This is a genomic window from Arthrobacter sp. NPDC058192 (assembly GCF_042883665.1).
In the GTDB taxonomy this organism is placed as follows: domain Bacteria; phylum Actinomycetota; class Actinomycetes; order Actinomycetales; family Micrococcaceae; genus Arthrobacter.
The window spans coordinates 130,333-143,758 of the sequence record NZ_JBHVVJ010000015.1; the positions used below are offsets into that span (position 1 = coordinate 130,333).

The 13,426-nt window shown below is 67.0% G+C and carries 16 protein-coding genes; 12 read left to right on the top strand and 4 right to left on the bottom strand.

Annotated elements, in window-relative coordinates:
• The first annotated feature begins 45 nt into the window (after positions 1-45).
• The 7 genes from ACFVVK_RS15680 (at position 46) to ACFVVK_RS15710 (ending at position 7,183) form a co-directional block, all read left to right on the top strand.
• The gene (locus ACFVVK_RS15680; RefSeq protein ID WP_390268769.1) at positions 46-762 is read left to right on the top strand and encodes a hypothetical protein; all 717 of its coding nucleotides are present in this window, start codon (positions 46-48) and stop codon (positions 760-762) included.
• A gap of 108 nt (positions 763-870) precedes the next feature.
• Positions 871-1,944 carry an iron-siderophore ABC transporter substrate-binding protein gene (locus ACFVVK_RS15685; protein ID WP_390268772.1) on the top strand — a complete coding sequence of 358 codons (1,074 nt, stop codon included), beginning with the start codon at positions 871-873 and terminating at the stop codon, positions 1,942-1,944.
• Positions 1,945-1,953: 9 nt separating this feature from the next.
• A complete protein-coding gene (locus tag ACFVVK_RS15690; RefSeq protein ID WP_390268775.1) occupies positions 1,954-3,012 on the top strand; it encodes a FecCD family ABC transporter permease in 1,059 nt (352 codons plus the stop codon).
• Between the two features lie 113 nt (positions 3,013-3,125).
• The gene (locus tag ACFVVK_RS15695) at positions 3,126-4,157 is read left to right on the top strand and encodes a FecCD family ABC transporter permease (protein ID WP_390268827.1); all 1,032 of its coding nucleotides are present in this window, start codon (positions 3,126-3,128) and stop codon (positions 4,155-4,157) included.
• Between the two features lies 1 nt (position 4,158).
• Entirely contained in the window at positions 4,159-4,986 is an 828-nt protein-coding gene (locus tag ACFVVK_RS15700) for an ABC transporter ATP-binding protein (protein WP_390268778.1), read from the top strand.
• The gene (locus tag ACFVVK_RS15705; protein WP_390268781.1) at positions 4,983-6,086 is read left to right on the top strand and encodes a siderophore-interacting protein; all 1,104 of its coding nucleotides are present in this window, start codon (positions 4,983-4,985) and stop codon (positions 6,084-6,086) included. The genes ACFVVK_RS15700 and ACFVVK_RS15705 overlap by 4 nt, the downstream gene beginning before the upstream one ends.
• A 257-nt stretch (positions 6,087-6,343) precedes the next feature.
• Entirely contained in the window at positions 6,344-7,183 is an 840-nt protein-coding gene (locus tag ACFVVK_RS15710) for an SGNH/GDSL hydrolase family protein (protein WP_390268784.1), read from the top strand.
• 36 nt (positions 7,184-7,219) lie between these two features.
• Here the strand turns inward: ACFVVK_RS15710 and ACFVVK_RS15715 are convergent, their stop codons facing one another.
• Positions 7,220-7,507, bottom strand: a complete 288-nt coding sequence (locus ACFVVK_RS15715; protein ID WP_390268787.1) for a YciI family protein — start codon at positions 7,505-7,507, stop codon at positions 7,220-7,222.
• 102 nt (positions 7,508-7,609) lie between these two features.
• Between ACFVVK_RS15715 and ACFVVK_RS15720 the strand changes: the two genes are divergently transcribed.
• Together ACFVVK_RS15720 and ACFVVK_RS15725 are read left to right on the top strand one after the other, a co-directional pair.
• Positions 7,610-8,089 (top strand): MarR family winged helix-turn-helix transcriptional regulator, encoded by a 480-nt coding sequence (locus ACFVVK_RS15720; protein ID WP_390268790.1) that lies wholly within the window; start codon positions 7,610-7,612, stop codon positions 8,087-8,089.
• 55 nt (positions 8,090-8,144) lie between these two features.
• Positions 8,145-8,918 carry an SGNH/GDSL hydrolase family protein gene (locus ACFVVK_RS15725; RefSeq protein WP_390268793.1) on the top strand — a complete coding sequence of 258 codons (774 nt, stop codon included), beginning with the start codon at positions 8,145-8,147 and terminating at the stop codon, positions 8,916-8,918.
• 17 nt (positions 8,919-8,935) lie between these two features.
• Here the strand turns inward: ACFVVK_RS15725 and ACFVVK_RS15730 are convergent, their stop codons facing one another.
• From ACFVVK_RS15730 to ACFVVK_RS15740, 3 genes are read right to left on the bottom strand one after another with little or no spacing between them, the layout of a single operon-like run.
• Positions 8,936-9,718, bottom strand: coding sequence for an FAD:protein FMN transferase (locus ACFVVK_RS15730; RefSeq protein ID WP_390268830.1), 783 nt, complete (start codon positions 9,716-9,718; stop codon positions 8,936-8,938).
• Positions 9,719-9,758: 40 nt separating this feature from the next.
• Positions 9,759-10,259 carry an FMN-binding protein gene (locus tag ACFVVK_RS15735; protein ID WP_390268796.1) on the bottom strand — a complete coding sequence of 167 codons (501 nt, stop codon included), beginning with the start codon at positions 10,257-10,259 and terminating at the stop codon, positions 9,759-9,761.
• Entirely contained in the window at positions 10,256-11,698 is a 1,443-nt protein-coding gene (locus ACFVVK_RS15740; protein ID WP_390268799.1) for a ferric reductase-like transmembrane domain-containing protein, read from the bottom strand. Before ACFVVK_RS15740 ends, ACFVVK_RS15735 begins: the two co-directional genes overlap by 4 nt.
• A gap of 487 nt (positions 11,699-12,185) precedes the next feature.
• On the opposite strand from ACFVVK_RS15740, the gene rpmB reads away from it, so the two are divergent.
• The 3 genes from rpmB to rpsN are packed head-to-tail and all read left to right on the top strand — an operon-like array spanning position 12,186 to position 12,898.
• On the top strand, positions 12,186-12,422 hold the full coding sequence (rpmB, locus tag ACFVVK_RS15745; RefSeq protein WP_015938871.1) for a 50S ribosomal protein L28: 237 nt from the start codon (positions 12,186-12,188) through the stop codon (positions 12,420-12,422).
• Positions 12,422-12,589, top strand: a complete 168-nt coding sequence (gene rpmG, locus ACFVVK_RS15750) for a 50S ribosomal protein L33 (RefSeq protein WP_003798558.1) — start codon at positions 12,422-12,424, stop codon at positions 12,587-12,589. The genes rpmB and rpmG overlap by 1 nt, the downstream gene beginning before the upstream one ends.
• A gap of 3 nt (positions 12,590-12,592) precedes the next feature.
• Positions 12,593-12,898 carry a 30S ribosomal protein S14 gene (gene rpsN / locus ACFVVK_RS15755; protein ID WP_090957160.1) on the top strand — a complete coding sequence of 102 codons (306 nt, stop codon included), beginning with the start codon at positions 12,593-12,595 and terminating at the stop codon, positions 12,896-12,898.
• Positions 12,899-13,426 lie beyond the last annotated feature (528 nt).

Sequence of the window (13,426 nt, forward strand, 5' to 3'; positions counted from 1 at the left end):
GCCTCACCCCTGCCGAGCTTGGGCGTCCCCAGGAAAGGCACCACCATGCGCTCTCCGCATCGCGCACCCCTCGTAACAGCCCTCGCCACCGCCGCGGCATTCGCACTGGCCGGCTGCGGGTCAGCAGTCACAGGCGGCAACGCCTCACCGCCCCCCGCCGCCGCCCCGTCGGCTACGGCAAGCGCCGCATCTGCCCCCGAAGCGTCGGGGCCGCCGGCTACGACCGATCCATCCACCGCTCCGTCCTTCGCCCCCGCGGTGTCGGACCGTAAAACGTATACCTTCCCGGACGGCCACGTGTCCTTTGCGCATCCGACCGATTGGCGAGTGGAACTCTTCACGGCCGGAAAATCGCCGTTCGTAGGGACCGCCACGGTTTATGACGCGGGCGGCGTCAAGCAGGCCACCATCTATTCCGGGAACATAGCCGATGGCGTGACGAACCCCGTGACCAGAACTGTCTTCGAAGCTGCCCCCGTTCCCGGGCTGCAGGGGCAGCCCGCCCCTCAGGCCCAGTATGCCTTCTACGTGGACCGCGTGAACGGCAGTGCCAAGTACCGCATGCCTCTGAGCGCCGGTGCGCCGATTGCCGGAGCAGAGATGGCCCTCGACGGCATCATCCGGACCGCGACCGGGGTCCTGGTTGCCGACGTCGAATTCATCGAGAAGCCTTTCGCCAGTGACGATGCAGCCAAGACTTGGCTGGCCGGCACGGACGGGCAGACGCTCAAGGCCCTGCTGCTGAGCATCTCCTACCGCTGATTCCTGGCAGCTGAGACAGCCGGAGTAATTACGTTACTCAAACCTTTCTTAATTCATTGGAGGATAGGCTAGCCTTACTTAGGTTTGCTTCACTACCTAAGGAGTCCCGTGCCTTCCGCCGTCTGTTCCCGTTCCTTCACCGCCCGCGCCGCCGCTGTCGTGGCCGCCGTCGCGCTTGCCCTCACCGCCTGCTCTACCAGACCGGCAAACTCGACGGCGGCAGCCATCTCAGGCCAGCCGGCCAGCCCGGCCTTCCCCGTCACCATCAAGAACGTCTTCGGCGAAACCACGATCGAAGAACAGCCCACGCGCGTGGTCACCGTGTCGTGGGTCAACGATGACGTGGCGCTCGCCCTCGGCGTGGTCCCTGTGGGCGTGCCCAAGAATGAGTGGGGCGGCAACGACCACGGATCCACGCCCTGGAAGGACGCCGCACTGGAAAAGCTCGGGGCAGGATTCGGAACAAGCAAGGCGCCAGCGCAGTTCTCCGAGGCCGACGGCATCAACTTCACGGAGATCGCCAAGCTGAACCCCGACGTCATCCTCGGCGCCTATTCCGGCCTGACGGAGGAGGGCTACAAGAAGCTCAGCGAAATCGCTCCGGTCATCGCCCAGCCGGAGGTGGCCTACGGAACGCCGTGGCAGGAGTCCACCAGCATCATCGGCAAGGCCCTGGGCAAGGAAGCCGAGGCCAGCAAACTTGTCGCCGACACGGAAGCCACCATTAAGGAGAAGGTCTCCGAGTACCCCCAGCTCACGGACAAAACATTCATTTACGGTAACCTCGAGCCTGCCAAGAGTGATGGCATCAATGTCTACACCGCGAACGACAACCGTCCGCGCTTCCTCTCCAGCATCGGCATGAAACTGGCCCCGGTCGTGGCGCAAAACTCCGCCGGCTCCAAGGAATTCTTCATTCCGTGGTCCGCCGAGAAGGCCAATGAGCTGGCCTCCGACGTCTTTGTCACCTGGGTTCCGGACGCCAAGACCGCCGACGGCATCAAGGCCGACCCGCTGCTCGGCCAGATCCCGGCCATCAAGAACGGTGCCCTCGTCGCGGACTCGAACAACACGCTCACGCTCTCCATCTCGGCATCCTCGCCGCTGAGCCTGCCGTGGTCCCTGGATACGTTCCTGCCCCAGCTCGGCGCGGCAGCAGACGCCGCGGCGGCCGCGCAGTAGCCGCACGCCATGACAACCCGAACGACGGCGGCGGCGGCCGGGCCGGAAGCCGTCACCGTACCGGTCTGGCGGCTGCCCGTACCGCGTGCCGCCTGGTTGCTGGCCGCCGGCGTCGTTCTCGTGCTGGCCTGCGGGGCTTCGTTGGCTGTCGGCGCCCGGGACTTGCCCCTGGCAGCGGTCTGGGAGGCGCTCGCCCGGTTTAATCCTGACGACGGAAACCACGCCGTGGTCCACGCGAGGATTCCACGCACAGTTCTGGGCCTCCTCGCCGGGGGTGCCCTGGGTCTCGCCGGCGCAGCCATGCAGGGACTGGCCCGAAATCCGCTGGCGGACCCCGGAATCATGGGCGTCAACGCCGGGGCGGCCCTGGCCGTGGTCACCGGGATCTACCTCTTCGGCGTCTCCTCACTCACCGGCTACATCTGGTTCGCGTTCATCGGTGCCGCCGCGGCCGCCGCCGTCGTGTATTTGACCGCCTCCCTCGGCCGTGAAGGTGCCACCCCGGTGAAGCTGGCCCTCGCCGGCGCCGCACTCAGCGCGGGACTGTTCTCCCTCATGAATGTCATTCTCGTATCCAGCCAGGACACCTTGGACCGCTTCCGCTTTTGGCAGGTCGGCGGCATCGCGGGCCGTGACTGGGCGGTGGTCCTCCCCGGCCTGCCCTTCCTGGCCATCGGTGCTCTGATCGTGCTCGCCTCCGGCCGTGCCCTGAACAGCCTTGCCCTCGGCGATGACACCGCCCGTGGGCTCGGCCAGAACGTCGGACTGTCCCGGGGAGTCGCCGCCGCAGGCGTCGTGCTGCTGTGCGGGTCTGCCACGGCCTTGGCGGGTCCGATCGGTTTCGTGGGGCTGGTGGTTCCGCACGCGGTGCGGGCTGTAACCGGCCCCGACTACCGCTGGATTCTGCCGTTTTCACTGGTGCTGGCCCCCGCGCTGCTGATCACCGCCGATGTGATCGGCCGCGTGGTCCTGCTGCCGGGCGAAGTGCCGGCCGGCATCATGACCGCACTGGTGGGCGCGCCGGTGTTCGTCTGGCTGGTCCGCCGGAGCAACGGGGCGGGACTGTGAACCATCCCGACCTCTTCTCCGTGGCGCGCGAACTCGGTGACAACGCGCCCAGTACCCCGCCCCCGGCCTCTCCTTACCGACGCTCGTTGATCCTTCGCTCCTTCAGCCCCCCAGTGCTGCGCCGGCCGCGCCTGGGCCGCACCGCCTGGCTGGCGTTCGCCGTCGTCGTCCTGCTGGCCGTCAGCGTGCTGCTTGGCAGCTATACCGTGACCGTCCCCGACTTCCTCCGGATCGTCACGGCACAGCTGACCGGCGGGAAGAGGATCCCCGGCGCAAGCTTCATCGTTCTCGAAACCAAGCTGCCCCGGGCCGTCCTGGGCGCGATGATCGGAGTGGCCTTCGGCTTGTCCGGCGCGCTCTTCCAGCGGATGCTCCGAAACCCGCTAGCCAGCCCCGACATCATCGGCATCAGCTCAGGGGCGAGTGCTGCGGCCGTCACTGCCATCACCGCCTTCGGCGCCTCGGGCGCTGCGGTGTCCGGGGCGGCCCTCGCCGGCGCACTCGGCGTCGCTGCTCTCATTTACGCGATTTCCCGCGGTCGCCCGGGTGGTGCGAACCCGTCCCGTGGCGCAGGCAACCGGCTCATTCTGGCCGGCATCGGCATCGCGGCCGCCCTTGGCGCCGTCGTCAATTTCTTGCTGACCCGGGCTGACATTCGTACCGCCGCCGAGGCCCTGGTCTGGCTCAACGGTTCCCTCAACCCCGCGAGCTGGGACCGGGCCGGCGTCCTGGGGGCTGCGCTGCTGGTCCTGGTGCCCGGCGTGGCCGCCCTCGCCGGACCGCTGCGCATCCTGGAACTGGGCGATGATGCCGCGGCGGCCCTCGGCGTCCGCGTGGGCCTGACCCGGCTCGCCGTCGTCATGACGGCCGTCGCCCTGGCGGCCGTGGCAACGGCCGCGGCCGGGCCGGTCGCGTTCGTCGCATTCCTGGCCGGGCCCATCGCCCGCCGCTTCACCGGAGGCCCCAGCCTGCCGGCCTCCGCCCTGCTCGGTGCGCTGATTGTCCTTGCGGCGGACTATTTCGCCAGCAACGTCGCCCCGTTGCTGCTGGCCGGCACCGTCTTACCGGTCGGTGTCGTCACCGGCGCGCTCGGCGCGCCGTTCCTGCTGTGGCTGCTGGTCACCGCAAACCGAAAGGATGCTTGAGATGGCAGTACTCAAAGCCCGTGACCTGACGCTGCAGTACGGCCAGCGCCGGGTCACCGACGGCCTCACGACCGAGATTCCGGAGGGAAAGGTCACGATGATAGTCGGGGCCAACGCCTGCGGTAAATCGACCCTCCTGCGCGGCCTGGCCCGGCTGCTCAAGCCGGTCGGGGGCAGTGTGACGCTGGACGGCAAGAACATCCATTCCCGGCCCGCCCGCGAGCTCGCCCGTACCCTGGGGCTGCTTCCGCAGCACCCCGTGGCCCCTGGCGGCATCACTGTCCGGGACCTAGTGGGGCGGGGCCGCTATCCGCACCAGGGATTCTTTCGAAACTGGTCGGAGCAGGACGAGTCCGCCGTGCAGCGGGCGCTCGAGGCCACCCGCACCCTGGAGCTCGCCGGCCGCGACGTGGATGAGCTTTCCGGCGGCCAGCGCCAAAGGGTCTGGATAGCGATGGCACTGGCCCAGGAGACCGACGTCCTGCTGCTGGATGAACCCACCACCTACCTGGACCTCGCGCACCAGGTAGAGGTCCTGGACCTGGTCACGGATCTGAACCGGCAACGCGGCACGACGGTGGCGATCGTGCTTCACGATCTCAACCTGGCGGCACGCTACGCGGACCACGTTCTCGCCCTGAAGAACGGCCGGATCGTGGCCGCCGGTCCGGCCGTCGACGTCGTGACTCAAGAACTCGTCCGCGACGTCTTCGGCCTGGACTCGGTGGTGATACCCGATCCGGTGTCCGGACAACCCCTTGTCCTCCCCCTCGGCAGACACCATGCCGGTTCCCCGTGCCACGACGAAACCCTGGAGCTGGTCCCATGAGAACCGCCAACATTACGAAAGCCCTCGCTTCCCGCCTCCCGACGGAACCGATGACCCTCGCCTTTGAGGTCACGGTCACCGCTGTCCAGACGCTCAGTCCAACCTTCCGCCGGATCACCTTCGGCGGCTACAGCCTCCGGGACTTCGGCGTCCACGGCGACCCCTTGGATCTGCGGATCAAGGTGATGATTCCGTCCACAGCAGCGGACGGCACGGCCGTACCCCTGCCGGCCTTCCAGACTGAGCAGCCGGGCTGGTACCAGGAATGGTTGGCCATGGACCCCGCCGTCCGAGGCTCCATGCGCACTTACACCGTGCGGCAGGAGCGGCTCGACGCCGTCTACCCGGAGATCGACGTCGACTTCGTGCTGCACTTCGACGCGGCCGGCAACGGCGGCCCGGGGGCAAGTTGGGCCTTGAACGCCAAGCCCGGGGACCACCTGGTCCTGATCGGGCCGAATAACCGGGCCGCCCACTGCGTCACGGCGGAAAGCTACTCCGGCATCGAATGGCGGCCGGGTCTGGCCCAGCGGGTCCTGCTGGCCGGGGATGAGACTGCAGTCCCGGCCATCAGCTCCATCCTCGAAAGCCTTCCGCCCTATATGAGCGGCCACGCGATCCTGGAGGTCCCGACCGCTGCCGACTTCCACGACCTCACCTCAGCCGCCGACATCGGTATCACCTGGCTTTCCCGTGGCATGGCCCGCGGCCGGCCGCGGGCTCACGGCGAGTTACTGGAGGAAGCGGTCCGCGCTGCCGTGCCGGTGCCGGGCTGGGTGGGCGTCACCTCGGCGGACCCTGCTGGCGGGTTGGAACACCCTCCAGCCGAGCCGGAACATCCTCCTGCCGGTCCCGAACCCGAGGACGTCAACATTGACCGCGACATTCTGTGGGAGACCCCCGCCCGGATGGACGCCGAGGCGGTCGGCCCCGGCAGGAACCCGGACAGGCCCGCCGGCGCCCTGCCGTTCTACGCCTGGATCGCCGGGGAGGCGGCCTCGGTCAAGGAGCTGCGGCGCTACCTGGTGCGGAACGTGGGGATCGACCGCAAGCAGGTGGCGTTCATGGGTTACTGGCGGCAGGGGAAGGCCGAGCTCTAGGCACGCCCTATGCGACGCTCCCGCAGGTTTGGCGGGCGTGCCGGTGGCGCTCCCGCAGGTTTGGCGGCCGTGCCGCTGACGCTCCCGCAGGTCTGGCGGGCGTGCCGGTGACGCTCCCGCAGGTTTGGCGGGCGTGCCGGTGACGCTCCCGCAGGTTTGGCTGTTCTCGTTGTGACGCTCCCGCAGGTCTGGCGGGCGTCACCTGGGGTTAACTCTCCCTTTCCCTGCCGGTTTTTTGGGGTGGCTAGGGTGCTGGGGTGGCTTCATTTCCTTTGCTTCCGGATCGGGGAGGGCGGCGGGTTTTTGTTGCCTTGGGGGACTCCTTCACTGAGGGGGTGGGCGACTACGATCCTCGTTTCCCCAACGGGGTGCGGGGTTGGGCCGACAGGGTTTCGGAGAAGCTGGCCAAGGCTCAGCCGGGGTGGGAGTACGCAAACCTGGCCGTCCGCAGCAAGCGGCTGCGGCACATCATCGGCGAACAGCTAGAGCCGGCCCTTGCCCTGGAGCCGACGCTCATCACGCTGTACGCGGGCGGCAACGACATCCTGGATTTCGGCACGGACATCGAAGCCCTCATGCGGGACTACGAGTCGCTGGTGGCGGCGCTCGCCGGCACGGGCGCAACGCTTGTGTTGTTCACCGGCTTCGACGTCAAGGTCTCAGCGCTTCTGGAGCCCCTGAAGAAGCGCAACGCCTTCTACAACCGGCGGGTCCGTGAAATCTCAGGCCGCTACGGGGCGGTGCTGGTGGACTACTGGTGCTTCGACGCATTCCATGACCGCCGAATGTGGGATTCGGACCGGCTGCACATGTCCAAGGCGGGCCACAAATACCTGGCCTCGCAGGTTCTTGACCACCTCGGCGTGCCCCATAAGATCAAGCCCAAGGAGTGGGCGCCGCCGGTGAAGCCGGGGCTGCGTGAGTGGGAACGCCGGCAGCGCCGTTGGGTGCATGACTGGGTGCTGCCCCTCTTCGGACGCAAGCTCCGCGGAGTCACCCTCGGCGACCAGCTCCGGCCGCGCTGGCCCCAGCCCGTGAAGGTCCCGCCCAAGGGCGGGCTGAAGAAGCTGGTGCACGCACAGCGCGCCGGCGGCTAGGCCCGTGCCCGGCACTGGTCCGGCATCCGCCCGGATTCAGCTGTCCAACAGGTTCTCGTAGCCCGGGGCCACCCGGTTGGCGTGGAACTCCATGACCTCGAAGTCAGCCACGCCGTTGACGTAGAACGGGTCCTTGGCCAGGGCGGCGTCCAAGCTGGCGCGGTCGGCGTTGGAGAGCAGCAGGCCGCCGGTGCGGGGGATCTTGCGGCCCGCGACCATGAAGACTCCCTCATCGAAGGCCGCCTGCAACCACGTCACGTGTGCCGGGAGATGGAATTCCACGATGTCGTCGGGGACCTTGTAGGTCAGGGAGACTACGTACATGCGGCCAGCCTACCGGTACCCGCTCCCCGACAGGCAGGAACTTTCACGGACTCCCTGCACCGAAGTTGAACCGTCAAGCTTCACGTCTCCTACAATGTAGCCATGACCGATCCCCGCTGGCTCAACGCCGACGAACGCCGGGCCTGGCTCGCCCTGCTGAGCATCAATACCCTGCTCCCGGCCGCCCTGGACACCCAGCTCCATGCGGCGGGCAAGCTTTCGCTGTTCGACTACAACGTTCTGGCGATGCTCTCCGAGGCCGAGGGGCGATTCCTGCCCATGAGCGAGCTCGCTGCGCGCACCAGCGCTTCCTTGTCCAGGCTCTCCCATGTGGTCACCAAGCTGCAGAACCGGGGCTGGCTTGAGCGCCGGCCCCACCCCGGCGACGCCCGCGTCACCACGGCGCACCTGACCGACGCCGGCATGGAGACGATCGTGAAGCTCGCCCCCGGCCATGTCGAGGCTGTCCGGTCGCTGTTCCTCGATGCCTTGCGCCCGGAGGACGTGGCTAATCTGGCCCAGATCGGTGAAAGGATCGTGGGCCGCCTCGACGACGACCACTGGATCCTGCGCCAAAGCTAGCGTCCCCCGCCTGGGCGTCTTTGTTGCTCCCGGCAACTGCTGGCAGACTTGGCTCATGGATTTCACGTCCCGCTATGTAGCCCTTGGAGACTCCTTCACGGAAGGCGTCGGTGACGACGACTCCAACCGTCCGAACGGCGTCCGGGGCTGGGCGGACCGCGTGGCAGAGCAGCTCGGCGCCGCGGACCCGGAGTTCGGGTACGCGAACCTTGCCATCCGCGGCAGGAAACTCCGCCAAATCATGGCCGAACAGGTGGACGCCGCCGTCGCCCTCAAACCCACCCTGGTGAGCATCTACGCCGGCGCGAACGACATCCTCCGGCCCAAGATCGATATCGATGACCTCCTGGTGGAATACGACGCCGGAATCCGCAAGCTCGCTGCCACCGGTGCAACCGTCGTGATGTTTACGGGCTTTGACGCGCGCGGTTCCAAGATTTTCGGCACCATGCGCGGCCGGACCGCCATCTACAACGAACTGGTGCGCGGAATCGCCGGCGACCACGGCGCCCTCCTGGTCGATTACTGGCGCTTCAGCGAGTACTACGACTGGGGCATGTGGGCCACCGACCGGATGCACATGTCCTCCGCTGGCCACGCGAACATGGCCAAGCGCGTCCTCACTGTCCTGGAACACGAGCACTCAATCGACGTCCCGCCCATGACACCGGTGCCGGAGCTGAGCCGAGTGGAGGCCATCCGCGCGAACGCCCGCTGGGTCCGCGAATTCGCCGGGCCCTGGGTTGTCCGGCGAGTCACCGGAAAGTCGTCCGGAGACGGTCTGCGGCCAAGGTACGGCCAGCTCGCACGCCCGGCAGAGGGCCGGTAAGGGCCGGTAACGGACGGTCAGGCGCGGAATCCCGGCGTCGCGAGAAGCTGCCCGCCCCGGCGGACGGCGAGTACATCGATGTCCCAATGCTCCGTGGCGCGGTCCAGCATCGCGGCCCCGCCCGCGACGATCGCCGTCGCCAGCACATCGGCTGTGACAATGTCCGCAGCGGCCACGGAAACCTGGATGAACTCGGCCCCGCCGGTGCCGGTCGTCCAGATGTGGTCGCCCCGCTCTGCGGAACCGGACGTCGCAAGGGCGCGCCGGGCGCTTGTTGTCCAGCAGCCGGGGCCGCCGAGCTCGAGTGCGGACAGCAGTGCCGAGCGGTCCTGCGGGTCCACCACCCCGGCCGTCCATGATGCCGCGCTGCCCGGGACGGGCGAGCCCATCACCAGGATGTCGCCGCCGGCGTTCAAACACCAGTGGCTGATCCCGCGGGAGCGCAGTGCCTCACCGGCCTGGGCGATTGCATAGCCCTTGATGATCCCGGAAAGGTCCAGCACGCCGTCGGGCCGTTCCGGGGAGAACGCACCTTCCGTCGTGAGCCGCCAGCCGAGGGCGTCCGCGTAGCGGTCCCGCATTCCGGCGGATGCTTCGCGCAGCGAAAGCTCCCCGCGCGCCAGCCTGCTGGCCTCGGAATCGGGGCGGTACAGGCTGAAGGATTCATCCATCCGGTCAAAAACCCGTTCGACGGCGGCAGCGGCGTCGTCGAACCCGCCGTCAGCGCCGGCGGCCGTTTCCGGGACGGCCGCTGTTCCCAAGGCTCTGGCAGGAACGGTCAGGCTGACGACGGTGCCCATGGAGCCGAAAGTCCTGGCTCTCAGGGCTGAACTGCCCAGCTCAGAGGTTGGCTGCATCGAGTGCCGCCTGCAGGGAGTTCAAGTACGCGTCGCTGGTTACCGTGGCACCGCTGATGGTCTGCACGTCCGCAGACTGGGCGCTGAGGACCTCGTCGCGCAGCAGCGGGGCAGCCCGGTTGCTGATCTGCACGGACTTGCGTTCGGCGTCGGTCAGCTGCAGCGCCGTGACATCAGTGATTTTTCCTGCCTGAACCGTGATCTGCACCTGCACGGAGCCGAACCGGGTCTGGACGACGGCGCCGTCGTAGGTGGCTACGGCCTTGGCCGAGGCCCCGGTGGCGCCGCCCGCGGTCGACGTACCGGACGAACCCGTTGAGCCGGACGCTCCCGTCGACCCGGTGGACCCAGTGGACCCGCTGGTGCCGGCCGCCGCGCTCGCGACGGAACTGCTTGTGTCGGCCACGTGGATGCCTGATTGCCAGCCCGCAATGAGGATGCCAGCGGAGGCGAGGGCTGCTGAAACTGCTGTGCGAGTTCTCACCAGTCGAACCTTTCGTAGTGGAGTTGGTCTTCCCGGACGCCGGCTGCGCGGGCGTCCTCAAGCACGTATTGCGCCCAGGCGGCGGGGCCGCAGATGTAGACGTCCGCTTCGGCGACCTTCGGGTCGAAGCTGGCCAGCCGGTGGCCGGCGCGTGCGGAGTTCTCCGGCAGCCAGGTCCGGACGCCGGCCGGACGGGAGCCTGTCAGATGGAATAGCGTGGCGCCGCGCTGCCGGCAGAGTTCGAGGATTTCCTCACCCAGATAGAGTTCGGATGCGCTGTGGCCGCGGAGGATGACCGTGGCGTTCCCCGGCTGGAACGGCGTGTTCTCCAGCAGGGCGCGGATCGGAGTGATGCCGATACCGGCGCCGACCATCACGACGTGCTTGCGGCTCCGCGCGGCGGTGCTGAACAGCCCGTACGGCCCCTCCACAGCCACCTTGGTTCCAGGCCTGAGCGACGCAAGCTGGGCCGAGCCCCTGCCGAGGTTGCGGACGGTGATCCTCAGCACGCCCTGGCCCGCGACATCGAACCGGACAGGCTCGGCGGACAAACTGAACGGATGCGGATGCCACCACAGCCCCGGCGCCAGGAACCGCCAGACAAAGAACCGACCGCCACTGCCCGCGAGCAGGTCAAGCCGGAGGCCGGACATTTCAATGCTCACCACTCCGGGGGACACCCGGACCACCCGCTTGACGGTCAGCTGGTGCCGGAAGGTTGCCACCAGCGGCTGGATGACGCGGTAGTAGAGCAGGGCTGCGCCGGTCGCGATGCACAGTGCCAGCCAGTACCAGCGCTGCCAGGTGCCTTCGGCAAAGAGGCCGCCCACGCTGAACTGGTGGGGGAGCGCGGTCAGGACCGCCGCGTACGTCAGGAGATGGACGGCGTACCAGAATTCGTAGGGGAATCGACGTCGCACGGCCACCAGGGAGGTGACAACGACGGCGATGAACAGGAGCATCGAGATGTACGCCAGCCACATGTCCGGCACCAGTACCCACAGCGCCACCGACTCGCTGACTGGGTCCAGCCCTTCCGCCATGCCGTAACCGATCGCGATGAGGATCCCGTGTGCCAGGAGGAGGTAGAGGGCCGGCTTGCCCAGCTTGCGGTGGAACTCCAGGGCGCGGTCGTGGCCGACCGTGTGGTCGATGAGCGGAATCCGCGCCGCCAGGAGCAGCATCAGGAGGACCAGGTCCATGCCGGCGAGGCCGGCCACAATGCCCAGAGCGGTGAAGGTGCCGGCGGGAGTCGAAAGGCCGGCCGCTCCGCCGTCAGCCAGCCACAAGGCTACGGCGCCCGCCAGGGACGCCCAGAAGAGGACGGCCAGCAGATCAGCTCTCAACAACCGCCGTCGATGCTGCCCCTCGAAGGGGTTCGCGGCGCCGCGGGAGCCGGGGCGAACCTCGGGACGGGTCGAAAGAAGTTGTGCGTTCATGGATCCAGATTCGCCCTGATGCCTATCATTTTGCTGTGAAACGGCTTCGTCCGGCATATGACCTGGGACGGCTGCGGCGCTGGCGCGGAGGGGAGCCGCTATACACCATGCGGGGACGGATTGGTCTTTAATTCGTCGAACTCGTAGACTTGGTAGGCGCTAGGTGGCGCGGAGCGTGTGCAATTGCTCCGGTTGGCAGGGCCCGTGATGAGAAATCGACGGTCTTGGCGGCCGGTAGTTAGGGGCTCAAGTTGCGCGCATTCCTGTATTCGCCCAGCATCCCGGCACTTCGCAATGGTTGTCCAATGGACCGTCAACGCCCGGTGCCCATGCCACAATCTTCGCCGCATTGAGGAAGCAGCCGGTCTGTACCGTCTGCCTCGATCCCGCGGAACGGAGCTTGGGGGAGCTGGAAGCGGACGCCGCTTAACGCACGGTCAACGGAACTCTGTTTGCCGTTTCATTTATTTTTTTGAGGAGAGTCGTCATGGCAGCACACTGCCAGGTGACCGGAGCCGAGCCGGGCTTTGGACACAGCATTTCGCACTCGCACCGTCGCAACAAGCGCCGGTTCGACCCGAACATCCAGAAGAAGCGCTACTGGGTTCCGTCCCTGCGCCGTAACGTCACGCTGCAGGTCTCTGCTCGTGGCATCAAGACCATCGACGTACGCGGCATCGACGCTGTCGTCGCCAGCATCCTGGCACGAGGAGTGAAGCTCTAGTGGCAAAGGACAAGGACGTACGTCCGATCATCAAGCTGAAGTCGACCGCGGGCACGGGCTACACCTACGTGACGCGCAAGAACCGTCGTAACGACCCGGACCGCCTGGTCCTGAAGAAGTACGACCCCAAAATCCGCCAGCACGTCGAATTCCGAGAGGAGCGCTAACACATGGCTAAGAAGTCCAAGATTGCTAAGAACGAACAGCGTAAAGTCATCGTCGAGCGCTATGCTGCAAAGCGCCTCGAGCTGAAGAAGACCCTGGTTGACGTCAACGCGACCGACGAAGCACGTGAAGAAGCACGCCTCGGCCTGCAGAAGCTGCCCCGCAACGCGTCCCCGATTCGTCTGCGTAACCGCGACATCATCGACGGCCGTCCCCGCGGTACCTTCCAGAAGTTCGGCATCTCCCGTGTTCGCTTCCGCGACATGGCTCACCGCGGTGAGCTCCCGGGCATCACGAAGTCTTCCTGGTAATTCAGTGCACCTGTTGTCAGTGGCTTGAGCCAATGACTTCTAGAAGGGCCGGCAACCATCTGGTTGCCGGCCCTTCTTGCGTTTAACGCCCGGATGCCCGGGTTTGATGATCGAAGGCCCGGTCCGGGCGACCGGTGTTGCCGGCCTCGGCTATGGTGACGCACCACACAGCAGTGAAGTACGACGGCGCAGCGCCTCCTTCGGGGCCGGGCGGGCGGCTTTGGCGCGTGCTGGCGGGGTTTTTGGCATGGCAGCCGGGCGGGTTGCGGTGGGGGCGTGGGGGGTGTATTGTTTTCTAAGTCGCCGAGAGGGAGACCAGCGGAAAGCTGGGAACCGGAGGCGGCGAATCCCCTAAATTTCAAGACCTGATCTGGTCGGCGTTTTGTGCGCTCCGGGTTTGGTGGGGCGGGTCCGGGTGGTTGCGGTTGGCGGGAATGCTGATTTGCTAAGTGTCCGGGGTTCGGGTAAGTTTGAAAAGTTGCTCCGGAGCGATCCGCGACCGATTGATGGTTGTGGTGGTGCCGGGTG

Bases quoted from the DNA above. Each gene is read 5' to 3' on its own strand.
- ACFVVK_RS15690 (WP_390268775.1), top strand. From the start codon at position 1,954: ATGACAACCCGAACGACGGCGGCGGCGGCCGGGCCGGAAGCCGTCACC.
- ACFVVK_RS15705 (WP_390268781.1), top strand. From the start codon at position 4,983: ATGAGAACCGCCAACATTACGAAAGCCCTCGCTTCCCGCCTCCCGACG.
- ACFVVK_RS15725 (WP_390268793.1), top strand. From the start codon at position 8,145: ATGGATTTCACGTCCCGCTATGTAGCCCTTGGAGACTCCTTCACGGAA.
- rpsN (WP_090957160.1), top strand. From the start codon at position 12,593: ATGGCTAAGAAGTCCAAGATTGCTAAGAACGAACAGCGTAAAGTCATC.
- ACFVVK_RS15680 (WP_390268769.1), top strand. From the start codon at position 46: ATGCGCTCTCCGCATCGCGCACCCCTCGTAACAGCCCTCGCCACCGCC.
- ACFVVK_RS15740 (WP_390268799.1), bottom strand. From the start codon at position 11,698: ATGAACGCACAACTTCTTTCGACCCGTCCCGAGGTTCGCCCCGGCTCC.
- ACFVVK_RS15700 (WP_390268778.1), top strand. From the start codon at position 4,159: ATGGCAGTACTCAAAGCCCGTGACCTGACGCTGCAGTACGGCCAGCGC.
- ACFVVK_RS15720 (WP_390268790.1), top strand. From the start codon at position 7,610: ATGACCGATCCCCGCTGGCTCAACGCCGACGAACGCCGGGCCTGGCTC.
- ACFVVK_RS15730 (WP_390268830.1), bottom strand. From the start codon at position 9,718: ATGGGCACCGTCGTCAGCCTGACCGTTCCTGCCAGAGCCTTGGGAACA.
- rpmB (WP_015938871.1), top strand. From the start codon at position 12,186: ATGGCAGCACACTGCCAGGTGACCGGAGCCGAGCCGGGCTTTGGACAC.
- ACFVVK_RS15715 (WP_390268787.1), bottom strand. From the start codon at position 7,507: ATGTACGTAGTCTCCCTGACCTACAAGGTCCCCGACGACATCGTGGAA.